Genomic DNA, 22,051 nt, shown 5'->3' on the forward strand with positions numbered 1-22,051 from the left:
CAACTAAGCATTTGCTTTGTTGCAACTAACCGATTGCTTAGTTGCATCTCATTTTTTGGCTTTATAGGATACTGTAAATCAGCAAGTTATAAATTAGCCAGAAAAGGCTTTTAAGGGGCAGTAGATTTCGTGTAATAGAGACTATCACACGAGGGCGAATAGATGTAAACCCAATACTGGCTTAGCCGAGGTGGTAGATGGGGGAGCACTCGCCACGTTTGAGTACAACTACCTGTAGGTCTGTAAGCTCTCGGTGCTGGAGGGCATTGAGGTGGGTAGTGAGGGCGAGTTCGGGAGTGTTATTTTCGCCACTGAGGTGGCAGAGGGCCAGGAAACGGAGGCGGTCGCTGATATGCTCCGAGAGCACCTTTGCCGACTCGTGATTGCTGAGGTGCCCTATTCCACTGGTGATCCGTTCTTTGAGGTGAAAGGAGTAGCTGCCATTCTGGAGCATCTCACGATCGTAATTGCTCTCAAAGACGAGGAAGTCGGCAGCAGCTACCTCGGTCTCCACCGTTGGGGTCACCTGTCCTATATCGGTGACAAAGGTAAACCGCCCTACTGGGGTATCTATGGCATAGCCTACATTTTCTGTGGCGTCGTGTGGCACCTCAAAGCTTCGAATACGTAGGTCTCCAAGCGCCACCTCATCGCCTACCTCCATTCGCTTCATATAGGCCGATAGCTCGGCACTCGCCATACGGTGATAGAGGAGGGAGCGCACCACAGCAGGACTAGCGTAGATGGGCCATTGGAACTTATGTGCCAATCGTGCTGCCGCTCGGGTATGGTCATTATGGTCGTGAGTGATGAATATCCCCACAATCTGCTTAGGATTGATCGCCAGCTGCTCTAGGTGCTTCTGAAACTTACGGATACCGATTCCCGCATCTAGGATAATGGTGTGGTCGCCATAAGTGAGGAGCCCACAATTGCCACAGCTTCCACTGCTGAGGCTCACAAAGGAAAGGCCTGCTTCACCTTTATCTTGACGAAATAGCGGGCCTAGCAGCTCTTCAGACAGCTCCATGCATCAGAAAGGCGAAAACTCGCCTCTGAGATTGACGCCCATATAGTGCTTCACCTGCTCGCTATCCTCCAGCAGCCCAAGGAGATACATTAGCTTAGCTACCGCTGCCTCAGCGGTCATATCATAACCACTGAGCACGCCGGCGCTGAGGAGTGTCCGCCCCGTCTCGTACCGCTTCATCTGCACTTTTCCCTGAGGGCATTGGGTGACGTTAACGATGACGATGTCTCGTGCCACCGCTTCTCTCACCACTTTCATAAAGCGTTCGTTAGAGGGCGCATTGCCACTGCCAAAAGTCTCTAGCACTATTCCACGCAGACCAGGGGCATTGAAGCAAGCATCAATCACCTCGGGCGATAGACCGGGGAAAAGCTTTAGGAGGAGCACATTGGTATCTAGCTTGGTGTGGGTGGTCAGCGGACTAGTGGGGTGTGGTAGCATAGAGTGGTGATTGAAGTCGATCTCAATCCCTATCTCCGCAAGATTGTGGTAGTTGGGCGATTGAAAGGCATTGAATTGGTCGGCACTCACCTTGGTAGCTCTATTGCCACGGATAAGGTTGTTATTGAAGAGGATACACACCTCATTGACTGCCGCCCTACCCTCACTATCCTTGCTCGCTGCCACCTCAAGGGCGGTGAGTAGATTTTCCTTGCCATCGGTCCGAAGCTTGCCAATCGGCACTTGAGAACCGGTTAGGATAATTGGTTTGCCAAGGTTTTCGAACATAAAGCTGAGCCCAGAGGCGGTATAAGCCATGGTATCGGTACCGTGAAGCACTACAAATCCATCGTACGCATCGTAGTACTTGGTCACCATCTCAGCAATCTGCACCCAAAGGTCTGTACCCGCATCGCTAGAGTCGCAGGGTGGCTCAAAGGTGAGGGTATCAATACCGAAGGGGAGCTGACTGATCTCCTGCACATGCTCTGCCACGTAGGCAAAGTCGCATACTTCCAAACCCTTTGTGATGGGGTTTTCTAGCATACCTATTGTGCCACCTGTATAGATAAGTAGCACCTTGATCCCATTACTGGAAGGGGTTGTGGTCTTGATAGTCATAATAGTATTATTGGTTTTTTCTGACTACAAACTTACAACAAATAAATCAATTGAAGGTGAAAGCCCATTTGTGTTATAGGATTACGAGGGTGAGCGCCATGATGAGCATGCCGGCGATCACACCGATGATGGCGAAGTGGTGCTTGCCGTACTTCTCGGCTGCGGGGAGGAGCTCATCGAGGGAGATGTAGACCATAATGCCGGCAATCATCGCATTGAGTACGCCAAAGAGGCTTGGGGTGAGGTAGGGCCGAAGTAATAAATAGCCAATGAGGGCACCCAATGGCTCTGCCAACCCACTTGAGAAGGAGATCCAAAAGGCTTTGGCACGATTGCCAGTGGCGTAGTAGATAGGTACGGAGACAGAGATACCCTCAGGGATATTGTGAATCGCAATGGCAATAGCAATTGGTAGCCCTAGGGTTGGCTCTTCGAGGGCAGTAAGGAAGGTGACCATTCCCTCGGGGAAGTTGTGAATGGCAATGACCACAGCCGAAATAAGACCGGTACGTGCGAGGGCTGAGGTGGATAGGGGGGTGGGTTTGTGAGGTTGATTCATCATCTCTACCTCTACGATCTCGTGTGGGTTGTCTCTCTCGGGCACCAGTAGGTCAATGACCATAATCAATAGGATACCGCCGAAAAAGCTGAGAAGGGCATAGAGGTGACCCATGGACTTCCCGTAGATATCGGCCATATTGGCGAGCGATGTGGCATAAAGCTCTACAAAGGAGATGTAGATCATCACTCCTGCCGAGAGCCCTAGCGAGAGGGAGAGCATGCTGGTATTGGTGCGCTTGCTGAAGAAGGCAATGGCGCTCCCTATTCCGGTGGAGAGACCTGCAAAGAGGGTGAGCCCAAAGGCTATAAGTACTGCGTGGTCCATAGGCTTTTAATTATTGATCATCGTTTCAAGTAGTGGTAGGAGCTTCTCTAGCCCTATCCCATTGGATCCTTTGACCAGGATAACGAGGTCGGAAGGAAGTTCTTTGAGCTCCATTAAGTGGTGCTCTAGGTCGCTATTGGTGGGGAAGTGCTGCATCCCCTCCTGAGCCACTTTGGCAAACTCTTCGCCACAAAGAAGTGGGGTGATCTCGGGGTGGTGGGTAAGCCAATCAATGATCCGTTGGTGCTCTGCTGGGCTATCTTGCCCCAGCTCTCGCATATCCCCAAGAAGCACTAGCTTGTGGGCGGAGTGCTGTGACGAGATATTCTCGAGTGCCTCCATCATACTGGAGGGATTGGCATTGTAGGCATCGGCAATGATTTGACGTCCTTTTTGCCCCACCACTAACTGCGAACGGTGGTTGGAGGGGTGATAAGAGGCAATCGCCTCAGCCACTTTATCTGCGGAAATACCACAGCTTGTGGCAAGAGCGGTGGCGGCCAAAATGTTGTAGGCGTTGTATTTGCCCACCAATTGCGAGGTGATTGGCTGGGGCTCTCCATGGATAAGCAGCTTCATCGTGAGATAGGGGTCGCACGCCACCTCAGCCCCTTGTATTGTGGAGTGCGTGGTGATACCGAAGCCGATGCTTTCGCTTCCTTGCCACCGCTCCCGTAGGAGTGGGTCGTCCATATTGAGGATCATCTTGCCGTGGTGTGCCTGGAGGTAATCAAAGAGTTCGCTCTTCGTCTCTAGGATACCTTGTTGCGAACCAAAGCCCTCGAGATGGGCTCGCCCTACGTTGGTGATGACGCCTACCGAGGGGTGGGCAATCTCTACCAATTCCTTGATATCACCACGTTTGCTGGCACCCATCTCGATGATTGCCACCTGATGCTCGGGGCGAAGTCGTAGGAGGGTGAGCGGTACGCCGATATGGTTATTAAGGTTGCCCTCAGTGTAGAGGGTCGGCACCTCGGCGTGGGTCAGGATCGTTGCGGTGAGCTCCTTAGTGGTAGTCTTGCCATTGGTACCGGTGATCCCTAGCACCTTAAGGTGTGGATATTGGTCGCGGTGGTGGCTGGCGAGGGCTTGAAGTGCCAAAAGGGTATCCTCTACCAGTAGGCATCTAGGCTCCCGCTCTGCCAGCTCGGGGCGAGAGACCACCGCATACTTCGCCCCCTTCTCGAGGGCCGATAGGGCATATTCATTGCCATCAAAGCGGTCGCCGACCAGAGCGAAAAATAGCACCCCCTCCCCTACTCTGCGACTGTCGGTGGAGACCTCCATACCACACTCGAGGTAACACCTATACAGCTCTTCTATCTTACTTCTCTCCATTATTTTATCTATAATTTATCGTTTTGTCCGACCTTTTGTGGTTGGGATATGGGTTCGAATCCCATCCCAATCACAGACGCTTAATCGGGGCGGCCACCTATATGACCACCTTCTTTTCATTCTATAGGTCAAAGGTACTAAAAATAATTGGGCTGATATTTGGTAAATGTGACAACCTTTTTGTAACTTTGGGAAGACGTAGCAATACGAGTACAACCTAACTGAATATAATAACACTTAAAAACCAAAACCACATGACTAAGACAGTAAAAGGGACCGTGGTGATCGACCAAGTGCGCTGCAAGGGGTGTAACCTCTGTGCCGTGGCTTGCCCGACAGGTACCCTAGCAATGCACCCTGTCGAGATCAACGACAAAGGGTATCACTTCTCTTATATGGCTAATCCCGAGAATTGTATCGGGTGTGCCAATTGCGGGCTAGTATGCCCCGACGCATGTATCACAGTCTATAGAGCTAAGAAGTAACTAACGAAGTAGACATTAACCTATAAGAAAAGTATGGAAAAAGAAGCAAAACTATTGAAAGGTAATGAGGCACTAGCCATCGGTGCGATCCGTGCTGGTGCGGATGGATACTTCGGGTATCCTATCACTCCACAGAGTGAGGTATTGGAGTGCTTGATGGAGCAGGCTCCTTGGGAGACCACTGGTATGGTGGTGCTTCAGGCGGAGAGTGAGATATCCTCTATTAATATGGTGTATGGTGGTGCTGCCTGCGGTAAGCGTGTGATGACCACTACCTCTAGCCCAGGCTGGAGCTTGATGCAGGAGGGGGCTAGCTACTTGGCTGGTGCCGAGCTTCCTTGCGTGGTGGCCAACGTGATGCGTGGTGGTCCTGGTCTAGGAACTATTCAGCCTAGCCAAGGTGACTACTTCCAAGCTACTAAGGGTGGCGGTCATGGCGACTACCACTTCCTAGTACTTGCCCCTAACTCTGTACAGGAGATGACCGACTTTGTAGGTCTCGGATTTGACCTCGCCTTTAAGTATCGCAACCCTGTGATGATCCTTTCGGATGGAGTGATCGGACAGATGATGGAGAAGGTTCACCTCCCTGAGCAGAAGCCTCGTATGACGGAGGAGGAGATCCGTAAGAATTATAAGTGGGCAACGATCGGTCACGATGGTGATCATAGAGCTATCGTCACTTCTCTGGAGCTGCAGTCGCAAGTGATGGAGGAGAATAACCACCGCTTCCAGGCTAAGTACCGCGAGATGGAGGAGAAGGAGGTACGCTATGAGGAGATCCAAACGGAGGATGCTGAGTATATCATCGTGGCCTTTGGCTCTAGTAGCCGTATCGCTCAGAAGGTGGTAGAACTCTGTAGAGCTGAGGGTAAGAAGGTAGGATTGATCCGCCCAATTACCCTTTGGCCATTCCCAACTAAGCGTATCGCTGAGCTAGCACAAAAGGCTAAGGGCTTTATCAGCGTAGAGCTCAATGCAGGCCAGATGGTAGAGGATGTACGCCTTGCCGTTAATGGCAAGTGCCCAGTATATCACTACGGCCGTATGGGTGGTATGATCTTTGCCCCAGGCGAGATCAAGGAGGCTATGGCTAAGAGCTTTGGCTGGTAATCATATTGGATAAGTGACCCTTTTTTAGAGACCACCAACCGATGTACGTAAGCGATAGTATAGACCAGCTACTCACGGTGCTATTTATGCTCGTGGCAGTCGCTGCCTTTGTGATCTTCTTTACCATTTCAGACCGCACAATATTTCTATATGTGGGTGGGGTGGCAGTGGTGCTTCGCCTTTTTCAGTACGGGCGGCGCTACTACATGAAGCGAAAGCTACGTAAGGAGAGACAGCAATCGCTAGAGGATGAGATCTCTAATAAGGATATTTGACCTATTAAATAGATAGATAATTATGGAAATCAAACAACAGATAATGGGCGAGACCTCTGTGGATGTATCACAGCTAGTAAAGCCCGAAAACCTAGTATACGAGAGACCAAAGCTCCTCACCGATGCGGTGATGCACTACTGCCCAGGCTGTAGCCACGGTGTGGTACATAAGCTGGTAGCTGAGTCTATAGAGGAGATGGGAATGAAGGACCGCACCGTAGGTGTAGCCCCTGTGGGGTGTGCGGTATTTGCCTACAACTATTTAGATGTAGACTTTCAGGAGGCAGCTCACGGACGTGCACCTGCACTTGCTACCGCTATCAAGCGCCTGAATCCTGACCACTTGGTATTTACCTACCAAGGTGATGGCGACCTCGCTGCTATCGGTACTGCCGAGACCATTCATGCTGCTAACCGTGGTGAGAATATCACCATTATCTTTATCAACAACGCTATCTACGGTATGACAGGCGGTCAGATGGCTCCTACTACCCTAGTAGGTATGCCTACCACCACTTGCCCTGCTGGGCGTAATGTGGAGCTGAATGGCTACCCACTCAATATCACCAACCTCCTCAAGGAGCTACCAGGTGTATGCTACGTCACTCGCCAGAGTGTGCACACTCCAGGTAATATCCGCAAGGCAAAGAAGGCGATCCTGAAGGGATTCAACAACTCTATGAATCGCAAGGGTACCTCTATCATTGAGATAGTATCTACCTGCAATAGTGGCTGGAAGAAGAGCCCAGAGCAATCTAATAAGTGGCTGGAGGAGAATATGTTCCCACAGTATCCACTCGGAGACCTCAAAGATATTTAACCCATTAAATCGATAAGCGAGATGAAAAAGAGTTACGAGATAGTTATTTCGGGATTTGGAGGACAAGGAGTCCTCTCTATGGGTAAGATCCTTGCCTACTCAGGACTAATGGGTGGCAAAGAGGTGAGCTGGATGCCATCTTATGGCCCTGAGCAGCGTGGTGGTACTGCCAACGTGACGGTGATTATCAGCGAGGAGGGGATCAGTTCGCCTATCCTCAATGAGTATGATGTAGCGATTGTGCTCAATCAGCCATCCATGGATAAGTTCCTACCTATGGTAAAGAAGGGTGGAATCGTCCTCTATGATAGCAACGGTGTCTCCCACGTACCTGAGCGCGATGATATCAATGTATTCCGCGTAGATGCCGTGGACGAGAGTGTAAAGATGAATAATACCAAGGTATTTAATATCATCGTACTAGGTGGTCTCCTTAAGGTAGCCCCAATGGTCGATATCAATAATATCGAGGCTGGTCTCAAGAAGAGTCTTCCTGAGCGTCACCACAAGTTGATTCCACTCAACCTCGATGCCCTCAAGAGAGGTATGGAGATTGTAGTACAGGAGCGTGTAGCTAAGTAAAGCTCACCACCAACATACTAAGTAAAAGCCCCCTCGGACTTATTAAATAGTCTGAAGGGGGCTTTTTTGTATATCGTATGCTTTTTGTATATTTGCAAGGATAATAATAAGACTTAAAGTCGCTATTCACTAAATCATATTGTTACTTCTGAAGTGAGTGGGGGCGAAGGGTCTGTAGATATTTTTAATTTTTGAGGATACATACTATGAAGAGAAAGTAAAAGGGCTATATATACACTATTTTTGAGAAAGTATTCATTACTATTCTATCTGTTTTTTTGAGTGATGTATAGCCCGCCTATAAGGAATGGGAGTAGTGTAAAGCACTGCTCCCATTCCTTTTTTATATAACATTGAAAATGGTTTTAAAAAACCGGAGTAGAGGATTTTCTAACCCACTGATATTCAATACTCTCATCTCAGCTAAAATTGAGTTGCAACTCGTCATTTGCTTAGTTGCAACTCGCTAATCGCTTAGTTGCAACTCAACTTTTACCCTCCTACAAAGAAGAAAAAAATCTACAGCAATACGAGGGCGTTAAACAATTCTTATACCTACATGACCTTATGATCAAATGCGTGAACAAATTCATTGTGGATAGAGGTGTGAATAGAGTGTGCAAAACTTCTTGATAACTTTTGAGCTAAAAATTAGGTATTCACAAATTATTTTCTACTACAAAAAGGTTGGAGATTCACAATAGTTATCACGATAAAGTTACCAACTAATTACACACACACTCCCCAACATTCTCTCCCCATATCATTAGCTCCCTAAAAGTTATGCACAGGCAACTGTAGCGTTATTCATATTAATCGCCTATTCCAAGTAATATAGAGCAATCTATGTGTGGATAAGCTGTTAATAAATTGTGGAAATAGGTGCAAAGCAAATACATCGCATTAGTCATAGCTTCGTAACTTCATCGTAGCTTTTCCTCTACTCACACAATCCACAGGCTTTATCCTATTCTATTACCATCAAAACTAAATCCCATCTATATATCCCCTCCTTCTACTCTCAACCATATATATAATAGGATAAAGAAGCGTGTGGAAACCGTGGAAAACCTCCCACCTCTTTTCTTTGACACTCTTTAGCTTTTTCATTCATTGTAGATAGATTATGAGTATAATATTTATATTAAAAAAGAAATAATTTACATTAGTTTTGATATTGTTAAAATTATGGCTATATTTGAGAACTTAAGGGATTAGTAGGCTATAATAAGTCACATTATACCGCGATATTTTATAACTTTTATACTGAATTTATGAGAAGAATAGAACGCAAGGCTTGGCTACTTCCTATAGCCTGTTTTCTGCTCCCCGTCGTAAGTAACTCATCCAATGAGCTACTTGCCAATGACGAGAGTTCGAGCAAAACTTCAGTGGAGGTACAAGCTAAAACCATTACCCTAAAAGGAGTGGTACTCGAAGCTTCCAATGGTGAGCCCATACCTATGGCTACCATTCGTATCAAAAACCAAAACAAAGGAACTAATACCAATCTCGATGGTGAATTTTCACTAGAGTGTAAGGTAGGTGATGTCTTAGTTATCTCCTTTGTAGGACTTGAGGAGCAAGAGTTTACTGTGAAAAACGCTGGCCCCGTCACCATCAAACTCAAGGAATCCTCTGAGATGCTAGAAACCGTAGTGGTGACAGGTATGGTGGCTCAGGATAAACGTTTATTTACAGGAGCTACAGATAAGCTAGATGCAAAGGATGTCAAGCTAGATGGCGTTGCGGACCTAAGCCGTGGTCTCGAGGGAAGATCAGCTGGTGTAACGGTTCAAAACGTATCTGGTACTTTTGGTACAGCTCCAAAGATTAGAGTACGTGGTGCCACTTCTATTTATGGTGATTCAAAGCCTCTATGGGTAGTTGATGGTGTAATTCAGGAAAATGTGGTGGAGGTAAGTGCCGATGCTCTTAGCTCGGGAGATGCTACCACATTGATCAGCTCTGCGATTGCAGGGCTTAACCCTGATGACATTGAGAGCTTCCAAATTTTGAAGGATGGTAGTGCGACTTCTATTTATGGTGCCAAGGCGATGGCAGGTGTGATTGTGATCACTACTAAAAAGGGTAAATCGGGTACGAGTAGCTTTAGTTACACGGGCGAATTTACCTCTCGATTAATTCCATCTTACAATGAATTCAATATTATGAATTCTCAAGACCAGATGGGCTTTTACGAGGAGCTACGTCAAAAGGGATGGCTTACTTTTGCAGAGACTTTCAGGAGTAGCACCTCTGGAGAGTATGGTAGAATGTACCAACTAACTCACCAATACAATCCTACCACTGGTCAGTGGGGACTGCCTAATACACCTGAGGCACGTGCTGATTACCTCCGTGCTGCTGAAATGAGGAATACTGACTGGTTTGCGGAGCTTTTCTCACCAGCTGTAATGATGAATCACTCAATCAGTATGAGTTCGGGTACTGAAAAAAATCAGACCTATGTATCCCTCTCTGTAATGACTGACCCAGGGTGGATGGTGGCAAGTAATGTCAATAGGTATACCGCTAATCTCAATAATACTTATCACTTCAGTGATAAAGTGAATATCAATGCGATTGCTAATGTCTCTTATCGTAAGCAGAAAGCACCAGGTTCTCTAAGTCAAGGAACGGATGCTGTAAATGGTACAGTATCAAGAGACTTTGATATTAACCCCTATTCGTATGCACTCAATACGAGTAGAACTTTGGATCCTAACGTAGCTTATACCCGTAACTATGCTCCATTTAATATCCATAAGGAGTTGGAGAATAACTATATGGATCTAGATGTATTTGATGCTAAGTTTCAGGGCGAAATAAGTTACAAACCTATACAGAGTCTTACTTTTAAGGCACTTGGAGCATTTAAGTATTCTGGTACAAAACAGGAGCATAAGATCAAGGACGGCTCCAACCAGGCCCTTGCCTATCGTGCAATGGGGGATGCGACCATTGTAGATCGAAACCCATGGCTATACACCGACCCAGATAAGCCTAATTCACTACCATTTAGTATACTTCCTAATGGTGGATTCTACAACATCAATAACTATAAGATGTACAGCTACGACTTCCGTCTATCAGGTCAGTACAATACAGTATTTGGTGAGAGCCACATCTTCAACACTTATGCTGGTATGGAGCTAAATGCTCAGGATAGGTCTAGTGATGGATTTGATGGATGGGGTATGCAATACTCCAATGGTGAAGTACCTTTCTGGGAATATAATGCCTTTAAGCACATGAAGGAGGGTAATTCAGATTACTACTACCTATACAATACACGTGTACGTACATTAGCTTTCTTTGCTACGGCTACCTATTCATATCAAGGTAAGTATACATTGACTGCTACTGGACGCTATGAGGGTTCTAACCGTTTGGGAAAAACACGTAAGGCTCGCTGGTTGCCTACTTGGAACGTTGCAGCCGCTTGGAATGCTCATGAAGAGGATTTCTTCCGCGATCACCTTTCGGATGTGCTTTCTAACCTAACGCTTAAAGCATCTTACTCACTGACTGCAGATGCAGGTCCACGCTGGGTAACCAACTCTCGTGTGATCATTGGAAGCTATAATCCATGGAGACCATCGGCAAGTGTAACTGAGTCGGGACTAGAGGTGCGTAACCTAGAGAATAGTGGACTGACCTACGAGAAAAAGCACGAGCTCAATGTGGGTGCTGATGTAGGTTTCTTGAATAATAGGATTAATCTAGCTGTTGACTGGTATAAGCGTAACAACTTTGACTTGATCGGATATACCAATACTCAAGGAGTAGGTGGTGAAGTTAATAGAATCGGTAACGTAGCCTCTATGAAGAGTCACGGTCTAGAAGTTTCCCTATCAACTCAAAATATCAAGACAAAGGACTTCGGCTGGACTACTAGCTTTATCTTTGGCTACAACTCCAACGAGGTAACTAAGCTTGATAATCGTAGTCGTGTGATCGACTTTATTACTGGTACTGGATTTGCCCGTGAAGGTTACCCAGTACGTGGACTTTTCTCAATTCCTTTTGATGGACTTGATGAAGAAGGATTCCCTGTATTTAATATCAATGGGAATAAGATTACAAAAGACAATTATGGTGCTATCAACTTCCAGGATCGTGAGAATATCGATTACCTGAAGTATGAAGGACCAATTGATCCTACTATTAATGGTAGTTTTGGTAATATCTTTACCTACAAAGGCTTTCGACTCAACGTATTCATTACTTACTCAGGTGGAAATAAGTTGAGGCTTAATCCTGTATTCAGAAGCTGGTATAGTGACCTAGACGCTACACCTAAGGATTTCCAAGACCGTTGGATGGTGCCTGGTGATGAAAAGATCACCAATATACCTAAGGTGCTTTCTCAACTAGATGTATACTATAATGGTAATAGCGACAGAGGTTACAATGCCTACAACTACTCTACAGCTAGGGTAGCAAAGGGTGACTTTGTACGTCTTAAGGAGCTATCACTCTCTTACGATGTACCACGTGACTTCTTAGAGAGCCGCTTGAATTATCTCAAGAGTGCCTCTGTAAAGCTTCAAGCTACCAATCTGCTACTTCTCTATGCTGATCCAGAGCTGAGAGGGCAAGACCCAGAGTTTTTCCAATCAGGTGGTGTCTCTGCTCCTGTGCCTAAGCAGGTGACCGCTACGCTAAGACTTGGTTTCTAATCGTGATAGAATGATATTTGATATGAAAATAGTAAATAAAATAATAGCTACTTTATCGCTCTGCTCCCTAGTAGCCCTATCTGGATGCAATAAGTTTCTTGATACTATGCCAGATATGCGTGCAGAGCTTGATGAGGAGCAAAAGGTAACGCAGATACTTGTGGCTGCTTATCCCACACTCTTTCCTCTAGGAATATTGGAGCACCGTACCGACAACGTCGATGATAATGGAGATGCCTATCCACTTCCTGATATCTTTATCCAAGAGAATTATCATTGGAAGGGCAATACAGAGCCCGATTGGGATACCACTCAGAGACTTTGGCAGATGTGTTATCTAGCCATCTCCAATGCCAATCAAGCCTTAGAAGCTATTGAAGAATTGGGAGGTGCTACCACCCCTAGGCTCAAAGCTGCAAAGGCCGAAGCTCTAATGTGTAGGGCATATAGCCACTTTATACTGGTCAATGTATTTTCACAAGCTTACAATGGGCAGACCTCAGATTCTGATCTTGGTATACCTTATTCTACTGAGCCTGAGACTGAAATCGGTGTGAAGCATGAGCGTCCCAGCGTAAAGGAAAACTATGAGCAGATGGAGAAGGACATTCTAGAGGCACTCCCCGAAATATCTGAAGACTTTTATTCGGTACCTATGTACCACTTCAATAAGAGAGCTGCTCTAGCATTTGCTACACAGTTTTACCTCTATTACGAAAAGTGGGATAAGGCCGAGAAGTATGCTACAGAGGTACTAGGTACCAATATTGCACCTACTCTGCGTAATATCTCGGAGTATGCCAAGAAATATACCAATACCAAAGAGTGGACTTATGGCTATCACAGTGCTAAAGAGCCAGCCAATCTAATGATCGTGGCTACTCGCTCTCGCTGGGGTAGGAGGTACACGGATCGTAGGTATGCACATACTGGTCAGATCGCTAGTAAGCAGACACTTCGTAGCCCTGGTCCATGGGGTAGTCAATTGGTGGATTATGATGTACTCTACTACAGAGGCAATCCATCGCACATGGTGTGGTTACCTAAGTATCAGGAGATATTTGAATACACAGATGCTGTAGCTGGCATTGGCCAGCCTCACGTGGTAGTATTCCCATTCACTACGGATAAGACCTTACTCCTCCGAGCTGAGGCTAGAGTGATGCTTGAGAAGTATGATGATGCCGCTAGCGATCTATCTATGTGGTATCAATCCAAGGGTGGAAATGGTGCGACGACCAGTGATATTAAGAGTTATTACAAAGGTTTGATGGAGGATCCGGAAGAGGTGAGCCCAGTGACGAAGCCACTACATCCTAAATTTGAATTGAAGGAGGGTGATCAAACTTATATGATGCAAGCTGTATTGCATGCCAAGCGTATCCTTTCGATACATAGTGGCGAAAGGTGGGATGATATCAAGAGGTATGGTATAGAGATTACCCATAATCTATTCCAGGAGAATCCTATCACATTGAAGTCCGATGATCCTCGAAAGGCACTTCCTATCCCTGCCCCAGTAGTGGCAGCTGGACTAACTCCTAACCCAAGTAACAATCTCTAAATATTTAAGTGTGTTATGAATAAACTAATTAGTAAATATACTTGGTCGGTACTACTGATAGCCCTTATTAGTATGATAGCTATGGGCTGTAAGGGTGACCAACCTGATGAAAATAAATCGGTCGTAAAGAAGCCCACGACGGAGAAGAACGCCTTTGATAAATGGTTGGATAAAAACTATGTCAATGCCTATAATGTAGACTTCAAGTATCGTATGGAGGATAATGAGCGGGATCGGTCAAAGCAGCTAGTCCCCTCAACCATCGAAAACTCAATGAAACTGGCCAACATCTTCCGCCATTCATGGTTTGGTGTCTATGATGAGGTAGCAGGCATGCACTTTATGCGTCGATTGGCTCCAAGAATTATACATATCGTAGGCTCTGCATCGTGGAATAATGATGGAACCATCGTCTTGGCTACTGCTGAGGGGGGTCTTAAGGTGACCATTTATCGTGGTAACTGGGTGAATGAAAAAAATCCCGACAACCTCAACGAGATGTACTTCAAGACTATGCACCACGAGTTTACTCATATCCTTCACCAAAATGTCAAGTGGCCACAAGAGTATAATACCATCAGTGCAGGTGGTTATGCCCCTTCTTCTTGGCACAATCGTAAGAAGATGAGTGAATATGCAGAACTTGGCTTTGTGACGGCATATGCAGGCCACTCTCCTAGCGAGGATATCACAGAGCTTACCGCCTGCTATATTACCTATAGCCAGGAGCAGTGGGATAAGATATTCAAGGCTGCAGGTGAAGAGGGTAGTGCCAAGATTCATCAGAAGCTAGAGATTATGAAGACCTATATGAAGGATAATTGGAATATCGATATGGATGTCCTTCGCGACGTCAATAATCGCCGACTTCATGAGATCCCACAGATGCAATTGATCCTTCCTGATTGGGAGCCACTATTTGCCAATGTAGAGGTGCCAATGGCTGCTCCTACCAAAGCTGCTCAGGAGGCCTACTATAAGGCAGGTAGGATAGCACTTGAGAAGCAAATAAAGGTAGAGCCTAAGGACGCTAAGTTTGGTTCTCCTACCTTATGTTACATAGCTACTCAGATGGGTGATCATCTTGATGACGAAAGCACAGAGGCAGCTACATCTAACGATTAAAACAATCAATTGACCTATGAAACGATTTAATATATATAGTTTGATGGCGGCACTATCACTCTTGATACTGGGTGCTTGTACGCCAAAACATGAGTCACTTTTCGACGAGTCCGCTAGTGAGCGTACTGCCAATGCTATGGCCGCACTTCAGGAGAAGCTACTCAGCTCTCCAAATGGCTGGATAGCCGAATACTATCCAGGTGAGCCAAGTGGTGAAAAGCAGTACGGTGGCTATGTGATGAGCATCATATTTACCAAAGACGGTGAAGCATTTATTTCCTCCGAACGAACTAGATCTAGCGATCATAAGTATTCGCGTGGTCAGTATGTGGTTAGTTCGGATGCAGGTGTGTCGCTCAACTTTGTTACTTACAATGAAGCACTGCACTTCTTCGCTGACCCAGATTATCGTGTAGGGGCAGGTGTAGGTTTTGGCTATGAAGGTGATTTCGAGTTTCTACTTAAAGAGGAGACTAATCCCGATGAGATCATCTTAAAGGGCAAGAATAAAGGACAGATACTAAAGCTTATCCGTCCAAAAACCAGCTCCGAGGATTATCTTGAGGCCTGTATGAAGAGTTACGATAAAGTCTTTGATTGGAATTTGATCGAAGAGCAGGTCAAAGACTCCTACGCAGGTAAAGTAGGTGGTAAAGATATGGTGCTGTTCTTTGATAAAAACAATACCTTTTACTACATCAATGACGAGGGCAATGAGGTGATTGTTCCCTTTATTCCTACCGATAAAGGCATCAAGTTTCAATTGCCACTCAATGGTGTTACTGAGCTCACCTACGATGCCAGTACTGCTACCCTCAATGCTGAGAATACCTCTCTATCTCTTAGAGAAGATCCCAATTACAAGTACTATGCAGAGTATCTTGGTGAGTATATCGTGAAGGATTCTAAGCATGAGTATAATGTCACCTTCGAAAAAGCAGGAAGCACTAAGTACAAGGTTACATGCCCAGATTGGAATTACTACTTCTATGCCAACTTTGATGCAAAGAATAGACGGTTCGCAGTCTATGTCCAGGAGATTGAGTCCAAGCCTGGCACTAAGCTAGCTATGTGGGATACTACAGAGGGATATCTTACATGGGGTAATGAGGAGATCGGTATGTACTCAAAGCAAATTGAGACGGCTGATGGCTCTATTGTCTATAAGCTGGTGGACAACAAGGTTTGGGGCTCATATAAGGCTGATTCCTTCTATCTGCGGGATGTTAAAGGAAAAAAATTGGACAAAACTCTCAAACCTAATAAGATTATTAGACCTATCTTTATTAAGAAGTAATGAATATGAAGAAGATAATTAATATAGCCAGTATAATTCTCTCCCTCATCGCTTTGATAGGGCTTTCTACTAGCTGTAAGAAGTCCAATGAGAGTGAGATAAATCCATTCAACCCTGCTGAGATTGATCTTCAAATAGTATCTGCCGATGTGGAGTACCAAGCCATCGGTGGAGTGGGGACAATCAAAATGAATAGCAGTGATTTCACTATCTCCTGCGAAGAGTCTTGGCTTACTGCTAAGAAGGTAGGTGATAAAATAGAAGTAACGGTCACTCCAAATGAGAGCCCAGAGCTTCGTACTGCTCTATTGCTCATTAAGGAGTTAGATGGTAAATCTGGAGTGTCTGCTACCCAAAGGGTTTCTATCAGCCAATTTGGTACGCGGAATATTATGGATGCTTCACCTATCTTTATGGCGCTTGTAGGTGGTAAAGTCTCTTATGATATTTCCCAGGTGGTAGATCCTATTACCGTTACACTACCCGATGGTGCTGATCAATGGATCAAGTATACGATCCATGACGGTGTACTCGAGATAGAGGTATTACCCTCAGGTAAAGACCGTAAGGGGGCCATCAATGTATCTGCAGGTGTTATGAAGTTAGCAATACCAGTAACGCAGCAATTGCAGTATGCTGATCTTATAGGTGACTACAATGCACATTATTGGCTAGAGTATAATTGGACCGAGCGAAATCAAACTTGGACTCTTAGCCCACTCGTAGAGAATGAGAGCTTTATTCTGTCCGGTTTTGGTTACGATATGATTGTCAATTATGACCCTGCTACACGTACTATGACTATTCCTTGTGGCACTCACGATCTAAAGACCAATCCTAGCGACTACTCTTTGGCTGCTTGGGTCGGTTGGGAGCACGATTCAGGTAGTCTATGGGGTCATAGCGACTTCTACTTTGAGGCACCACTCAATACGGATTCTGATACTCCTCAGTTCCATTTCGTATTCAAGACGAAAGGTACTAAGTATACAATCAAGATTGATGGTAAGGAGACTGAGGTATTCCCTAAGGGTATGATAGTATGGAAGAGCAAGGTGGGTCAGCGAGAGGTTGATGGTAAAGACACCCAGCTCTTTGATCTTACCATCACTAAGAAATAAAGGACGATCATCCTTTACTTTGTAATTGTTTGTTTAGGTACCCACCTATGGATTTGTCCGTAGGTGGGTACCATTGTTTATAGTTGATTATCTATGACTTACAACTTCCATTACGTGTTTTTGGGGCAATCTATTACGTGTTTTTGTGGTGGAGGGGGTAGGTAATAGGGAATAAGGGGGAGAAAATAGGTTACTTTTGGTATCTTTGTGTCTATGGATTTAGTTTGGAAATATGAGCCATTGGGGAGCGAGGAGCAGGAGATAGCTGAGGCGTTGTGTCGAGATGCTAAGCTTCTGCCTTCGACTGTGGAGGTGGTGATGAAGCGGGGCATTCGCAGTAGCGAAGAGCTCTCTAGCTACCTTAAGCCTTCGCTTAGAGAGCTCCATGATCCCTTCCTGATGCCTGATATGACCAAGGCTGTTGCCCGCCTAAATAAGGCGATCGGCAATAAAGAGAAGATCATCGTTTATGGCGATTATGATGTGGATGGCATCACCGCCGTTACCCTAGTTTATAAGTATCTGCGGTATATTACCACGGCGATAGAGTATTATATTCCCGATAGATACGAGGAGGGGAGTGGCATCTCACGGCAGGCGATTGAGTATGCTCATGAAGCGGGTGTGAAGCTGATGATTGTGCTCGATTGCGGTATCAAGGCCAATGACATGGTGGCGTATGCCAAGAGCCTAGGCATTGATATCATTATCTGCGACCACCATGTCCCAGATGACGACCTTCCCGAGGCAGTTGCCAACCTCAATCCTAAGCTCAAAGGCTCCCCCTATCCCTTCAAAGAGCTATCTGGCTGTGGGGTAGGGTACAAGCTGATGCAGGCCTTCGGATTGAGCAATGGCACCGATAGGCGCCTTCTGGATAATATGCTCGACCTAGTGGCGGTAAGTATTGCTGCCGACTTGGTGCCCCTAGTGGGGGAAAATCGGATCCTCGCCTATTATGGTCTGAAAAAGCTCAATCGCCGACCCTCTCTTGGCCTTAAGAGCATTATCAATGTGAGTGGCTTGCAGAGCAAACAGCTAGATATGAGCGATATCATCTTCAAGATTGGTCCTCGCATCAATGCCTCAGGGAGAGTGCAGAGTGGTCGAGAGTCAGTGGACCTACTACTGGCACGCGATGCCAAGGAGGCACGCGAGATGAGCTATCATATTGATGAGTACAATAACCAGCGTCGGCTAATCGATCACTCCATCACACAGGAAGCCAATGATATTGTGGAGAGCTTCACAGATATGGAGGATCGCAAGATCATCATTGTCTACGATCCTTCGTGGCACAATGGCGTGATAGGAATTGTGGCTTCGCGTCTTTCGGAGCGGTACAATCGTCCCACCATTGTCCTCACCGATACCCAAGACGATCGCGTCAATGGTTCCGCCCGAAGTGTGATGGGCTACGATATCCACACCCTTTTAGAAGCCAATAAAGATATCCTTGATAACTTCGGAGGTCACCCCTTTGCAGCAGGGCTAACGATCCAAAAGAAGTACCTCCACCAATTTATTCAAAATGCTACTCATCAAGCCGATGAAGAGCTCACTATGGAGGACCTCCAGCCCCGCCATGTCATCGATTATCCGCTAGAGCTATACGATATTACCCCCAAGCTACGTAGGCAATTGAGGAGCCTTGCCCCTTATGGGCCGGGTAATGAAAAGCCTCTCTTCATGACTCGTGGTGTGGTGAGCGTTACCCCTCCTAGATTGATGGGCTATAAAAAGAGCCACCTCAGGCTGATGATCTCCATGCCCAATGAGATGCCTATCTACCAAGCCGTTGCCTACAATCAGGCAGAGTTGCTTCCCTTGATTGCTAGCGGCCGACCCTTTGATATCCTCTATTCGATTGAGGAATTTCAGCGGAAGGGTCGCTTCGCTGTGCAGCTCTATATCGTCGATATCCATATAGATGGTAGAGAGAAGTGCGATGAAACCCCAGCTATCCACTGACGCCACCCCCCTTGATACCCTAAAGCAATATTGGGGCTATGACCGCTTCCGCCCGATGCAGGAAGAGGTGATCAATAGTCTCCTCGAAGGGCACGATACCCTCGCCCTGATGCCTACTGGCGGTGGCAAGTCCATCACCTACCAAGTACCTGCTTTGATGTGCGAAGGGGTGGCTCTTGTCATCTCCCCCCTTGTGGCACTGATGAAAGACCAAGTCGATGGCCTCCGAAAGCATGGTATCCGTGCCGGCTACCTTCATAGCGGGCAGAGTAGGGGAGAGATGCTGGCAGTGCTAGATAATTGTACTTTTGGTTATTACAAACTCCTCTATGTCTCCCCTGAGCGACTCACCAATGCCCTCTTTCTGCGTCGGTTAGAAAGTATCCCCATCTCCTTTGTAGCGGTCGACGAAGCCCACTGTATTAGCCAGTGGGGGTACGACTTTCGTCCGCACTATACCCGCATCAAGGAGTTCCGCCAACGCATACCCCACCTTCCCTTCCTCGCCCTTACCGCTACCGCTACCTCTCTCGTGGTGGAGGATATCAAGCGACAGCTACTCTTTGAGGAGGGGAGTCGCTTCTTCAAAAAGAGCTTTCACCGCCGAGCCCTCACCTATGTGGTACGACAGACAGAGGATAAAGCTCGGGAATTGGTACATATCCTCTCCAGTGTTGAGGGGAGTGCACTCGTTTATGTGCGAAGCCGTAAAAAGACCAAGCAAATCTCCGACCTCCTCAATTCCTTTGGACTTAGTAGCGATTACTTTCACGCTCTGCTCCCGCCAGAGGTCAAGGCACGTAAGCAAAATGCGTGGCAGTCTGGCGAAGTGCGGATTATGGTTTGCACCAACGCCTTTGGTATGGGTATCAATAAAGAAGATGTGCGGGTAGTGGTACACCCTGCGCCCCCTCCTTCTCCCGAATTTTACTACCAAGAAGCGGGTAGGGCGGGAAGGGATAATCAGCGTGCCTTTGCCGTACTTCTCTATGAGCCGATACGTGATGAGCGATACCTGTGGAATATGCTCGATAGAGAGTTTCCGCCCGAGGAGACCGTAAAGCAGGTGTATGATACACTCGGCAATTACTTCCAACTCGGTGTGGAGAGTGGGGAAGGGGCAATCTATGAGTTCGACCTCTTCCACTTCTGTACCCAGTACAAAATTCCCAGTCATGTAGTTACCGCATCGCTAGCCATACTACAGCTCTCGGGCTATATGGAGTACTTAGAGAATCACGATAAGGCGGGCCAATTGATGATTACTACCGATCGCAATCAGCTCTACACCCTGTTTGATGAAAAAGAGTCTCTCTACGACGACCTCCTTGAGTTCCTGATGCGTCGCTATACCGGTCTATTTACAGCCTATAGTGCTATTGACGAGCGAGAAATTGCCAGTGCACTAGGCATCCGAAGGGAGCAGCTCTATTTCCTTTTGATTAACCTCAAGCGATGGCACGTGATAGATTATATCCCAGGCAAGATAAGTGATTATATCTACTACATGGACCAGCGGGTGCCTGCCAAACAACTGGTTATCCCAAAGGAGATCTACCAAAGCCGCTACAACGCTGCCCGCGAACGTGTGGAGGCAATGGAGCAATATATGACCACCTCCGACTGCTGTAGAGCGATGCAATTGGTAAGTTACTTCGACGAAACCAATCCCCTTCCTTGCGGTTACTGTGATTACTGCCTCAGCCACCCACCCAAAGGTCTTTCGTACAAAGTCATTGACGAAATAGAGGATTACCTCAAAGCCGAAGGGACTACCTCTCACGAGCAATTACACAACCAATTTCCACAACTCTCGCCCGACGAACTACAGAGTGCCATCGAGCACCTCCAAGGCGAGTACCACACCATTGTGGTAAAGGGTAGCACCATCACCTACCTCTAAAGCATATCATTTCATTGATCGTTTTGGTGCCTTGTCGGACAAGTCGGACAGTTCGGACAAGTCGGACTCAAGGCACAGGGACAAGAAGCCCGAAGGGCTTCCATGGTCTATTAACCCAGCCTTCCCACTCGCTGGTATGCGAAGCGTACCTGCGAGGAGAAGGTTGGGAAGAGAGATAGAGCATAATCTACTACCCCGAAGGGGTTGCACTTCCATATGTCATTGTGGATATGCAACCCCTTCGGGGTAGCTTAGTGATGGTGACCTTGCTACCCAAGCTTCCCCTTCAGGCTCGCTACCGCTCGCCTTCAGGGGGAAGCTTGGGTTATTACACCATGAAACCCCTTCGGGGTTTTTCTTGATAATCTAGGCACCATCGCAAAAGGACCTCTGCAGGAGGTCCGATTTGTTGTAGCTGTAAGTTTGCAGGTAGCCCGGGCGAGTTTATCGAAGCCCGTCAAAAGCAAATAAAAAAAGTTAAATTCAAATGCGTAGTTAAAGGGTATATCAAAGATGAAATAGCCAGTAAAAATAGTCTAATAGCTAGACTAATGTCGTATCTTTGTTGTAGAAAGATAGCCATTAGTCGATTAGGTGAGAAACCTTAATACCGTAGCGAGGTCATAGAACCTATTGGGGGCAGTAAGGACACCTAATCACGCTGTTGGATACTATATAGATTGTTAGGATTTCACTCCTATTTACAGCTTGAGTACAAACAGCTATCGTTCGACTAATGGCTATCTAATCACTACATGTACAAAGTTATGAATAAAAAATTATTTGTGGGA

At 46.5% G+C, this 22,051-nt stretch carries 16 protein-coding genes; 12 read left to right on the forward strand and 4 right to left on the reverse strand.

Annotated elements, in window-relative coordinates; genetic code table 11:
* Positions 1–181: 181 nt before the first annotated feature.
* The 4 genes from HMPREF3027_RS01385 to murF all read right to left on the reverse strand — a co-directional run bounded on the left by HMPREF3027_RS01385 (position 182) and on the right by murF (position 4,319).
* Complete coding sequence (locus HMPREF3027_RS01385; protein WP_070706437.1) at positions 182–1,030, reverse strand: MBL fold metallo-hydrolase; 849 nt, start codon at positions 1,028–1,030, stop codon at positions 182–184.
* Positions 1,031–1,033: 3 nt separating this feature from the next.
* Positions 1,034–2,092 (reverse strand): asparaginase, encoded by a 1,059-nt coding sequence (locus tag HMPREF3027_RS01390; RefSeq protein ID WP_070706438.1) that lies wholly within the window; start codon positions 2,090–2,092, stop codon positions 1,034–1,036.
* Between the two features lie 73 nt (positions 2,093–2,165).
* On the reverse strand, positions 2,166–2,978 hold the full coding sequence (gene zupT, locus HMPREF3027_RS01395) for a zinc transporter ZupT (RefSeq protein ID WP_018027768.1): 813 nt from the start codon (positions 2,976–2,978) through the stop codon (positions 2,166–2,168).
* 6 nt (positions 2,979–2,984) lie between these two features.
* Complete coding sequence (murF, locus tag HMPREF3027_RS01400; RefSeq protein WP_070706439.1) at positions 2,985–4,319, reverse strand: UDP-N-acetylmuramoyl-tripeptide--D-alanyl-D-alanine ligase; 1,335 nt, start codon at positions 4,317–4,319, stop codon at positions 2,985–2,987.
* A gap of 254 nt (positions 4,320–4,573) precedes the next feature.
* Between murF and HMPREF3027_RS01405 the strand changes: the two genes are divergently transcribed.
* The 12 genes from HMPREF3027_RS01405 to HMPREF3027_RS01460 all read left to right on the forward strand — a co-directional run bounded on the left by HMPREF3027_RS01405 (position 4,574) and on the right by HMPREF3027_RS01460 (position 21,260).
* Positions 4,574–4,804: a 4Fe-4S dicluster domain-containing protein gene (locus tag HMPREF3027_RS01405; RefSeq protein WP_021903009.1), complete on the forward strand. Its 231-nt coding sequence runs from the start codon at positions 4,574–4,576 to the stop codon at positions 4,802–4,804.
* A 33-nt stretch (positions 4,805–4,837) separates the two neighbouring features.
* Entirely contained in the window at positions 4,838–5,917 is a 1,080-nt protein-coding gene (locus HMPREF3027_RS01410) for a 3-methyl-2-oxobutanoate dehydrogenase subunit VorB (RefSeq protein ID WP_018027766.1), read from the forward strand.
* Positions 5,918–5,958: 41 nt separating this feature from the next.
* Positions 5,959–6,192, forward strand: coding sequence for a hypothetical protein (locus HMPREF3027_RS01415; RefSeq protein ID WP_070706440.1), 234 nt, complete (start codon positions 5,959–5,961; stop codon positions 6,190–6,192).
* Between the two features lie 22 nt (positions 6,193–6,214).
* The gene (locus HMPREF3027_RS01420) at positions 6,215–7,012 is read left to right on the forward strand and encodes a thiamine pyrophosphate-dependent enzyme (RefSeq protein ID WP_371440867.1); all 798 of its coding nucleotides are present in this window, start codon (positions 6,215–6,217) and stop codon (positions 7,010–7,012) included.
* Between the two features lie 21 nt (positions 7,013–7,033).
* Positions 7,034–7,594: a 2-oxoacid:acceptor oxidoreductase family protein gene (locus HMPREF3027_RS01425; protein WP_018027763.1), complete on the forward strand. Its 561-nt coding sequence runs from the start codon at positions 7,034–7,036 to the stop codon at positions 7,592–7,594.
* Positions 7,595–8,868: 1,274 nt separating this feature from the next.
* A complete protein-coding gene (locus HMPREF3027_RS01430; protein ID WP_083317457.1) occupies positions 8,869–12,279 on the forward strand; it encodes a SusC/RagA family TonB-linked outer membrane protein in 3,411 nt (1,136 codons plus the stop codon).
* Positions 12,280–12,301: 22 nt separating this feature from the next.
* On the forward strand, positions 12,302–13,843 hold the full coding sequence (locus HMPREF3027_RS01435) for a RagB/SusD family nutrient uptake outer membrane protein (protein WP_070706441.1): 1,542 nt from the start codon (positions 12,302–12,304) through the stop codon (positions 13,841–13,843).
* A 15-nt stretch (positions 13,844–13,858) separates the two neighbouring features.
* Positions 13,859–14,968, forward strand: a complete 1,110-nt coding sequence (locus tag HMPREF3027_RS01440) for a zinc-binding metallopeptidase (protein WP_018027759.1) — start codon at positions 13,859–13,861, stop codon at positions 14,966–14,968.
* A gap of 16 nt (positions 14,969–14,984) precedes the next feature.
* Positions 14,985–16,265, forward strand: a complete 1,281-nt coding sequence (locus tag HMPREF3027_RS01445) for a DUF4302 domain-containing protein (RefSeq protein ID WP_083317459.1) — start codon at positions 14,985–14,987, stop codon at positions 16,263–16,265.
* A 5-nt stretch (positions 16,266–16,270) separates the two neighbouring features.
* Entirely contained in the window at positions 16,271–17,386 is a 1,116-nt protein-coding gene (locus HMPREF3027_RS01450; protein WP_168165857.1) for a BACON domain-containing protein, read from the forward strand.
* 213 nt (positions 17,387–17,599) lie between these two features.
* Positions 17,600–19,357 (forward strand): single-stranded-DNA-specific exonuclease RecJ, encoded by a 1,758-nt coding sequence (gene recJ / locus HMPREF3027_RS01455; protein WP_070706444.1) that lies wholly within the window; start codon positions 17,600–17,602, stop codon positions 19,355–19,357.
* Positions 19,317–21,260, forward strand: a complete 1,944-nt coding sequence (locus tag HMPREF3027_RS01460) for a RecQ family ATP-dependent DNA helicase (RefSeq protein WP_083317460.1) — start codon at positions 19,317–19,319, stop codon at positions 21,258–21,260. The genes recJ and HMPREF3027_RS01460 overlap by 41 nt, the downstream gene beginning before the upstream one ends.
* The last annotated feature ends 791 nt before the right edge of the window (positions 21,261–22,051 follow it).

The sequence above is a fragment of the Porphyromonas sp. HMSC077F02 genome (assembly GCF_001815465.1).
GTDB lineage: Bacteria > Bacteroidota > Bacteroidia > Bacteroidales > Porphyromonadaceae > Porphyromonas_A > Porphyromonas_A somerae.

Bases quoted from the DNA above. Each gene is read 5' to 3' on its own strand.
- HMPREF3027_RS01450 (WP_168165857.1), top strand. From the start codon at position 16,271: ATGAAGAAGATAATTAATATAGCCAGTATAATTCTCTCCCTCATCGCT.
- HMPREF3027_RS01405 (WP_021903009.1), top strand. From the start codon at position 4,574: ATGACTAAGACAGTAAAAGGGACCGTGGTGATCGACCAAGTGCGCTGC.
- HMPREF3027_RS01460 (WP_083317460.1), top strand. From the start codon at position 19,317: ATGGTAGAGAGAAGTGCGATGAAACCCCAGCTATCCACTGACGCCACC.
- murF (WP_070706439.1), bottom strand. From the start codon at position 4,319: ATGGAGAGAAGTAAGATAGAAGAGCTGTATAGGTGTTACCTCGAGTGT.
- HMPREF3027_RS01435 (WP_070706441.1), top strand. From the start codon at position 12,302: ATGAAAATAGTAAATAAAATAATAGCTACTTTATCGCTCTGCTCCCTA.
- zupT (WP_018027768.1), bottom strand. From the start codon at position 2,978: ATGGACCACGCAGTACTTATAGCCTTTGGGCTCACCCTCTTTGCAGGT.
- HMPREF3027_RS01425 (WP_018027763.1), top strand. From the start codon at position 7,034: ATGAAAAAGAGTTACGAGATAGTTATTTCGGGATTTGGAGGACAAGGA.
- recJ (WP_070706444.1), top strand. From the start codon at position 17,600: ATGGATTTAGTTTGGAAATATGAGCCATTGGGGAGCGAGGAGCAGGAG.
- HMPREF3027_RS01390 (WP_070706438.1), bottom strand. From the start codon at position 2,092: ATGACTATCAAGACCACAACCCCTTCCAGTAATGGGATCAAGGTGCTA.
- HMPREF3027_RS01410 (WP_018027766.1), top strand. From the start codon at position 4,838: ATGGAAAAAGAAGCAAAACTATTGAAAGGTAATGAGGCACTAGCCATC.
- HMPREF3027_RS01430 (WP_083317457.1), top strand. From the start codon at position 8,869: ATGAGAAGAATAGAACGCAAGGCTTGGCTACTTCCTATAGCCTGTTTT.
- HMPREF3027_RS01445 (WP_083317459.1), top strand. From the start codon at position 14,985: ATGAAACGATTTAATATATATAGTTTGATGGCGGCACTATCACTCTTG.
- HMPREF3027_RS01440 (WP_018027759.1), top strand. From the start codon at position 13,859: ATGAATAAACTAATTAGTAAATATACTTGGTCGGTACTACTGATAGCC.
- HMPREF3027_RS01415 (WP_070706440.1), top strand. From the start codon at position 5,959: ATGTACGTAAGCGATAGTATAGACCAGCTACTCACGGTGCTATTTATG.
- HMPREF3027_RS01385 (WP_070706437.1), bottom strand. From the start codon at position 1,030: ATGGAGCTGTCTGAAGAGCTGCTAGGCCCGCTATTTCGTCAAGATAAA.
- HMPREF3027_RS01420 (WP_371440867.1), top strand. From the start codon at position 6,215: ATGGAAATCAAACAACAGATAATGGGCGAGACCTCTGTGGATGTATCA.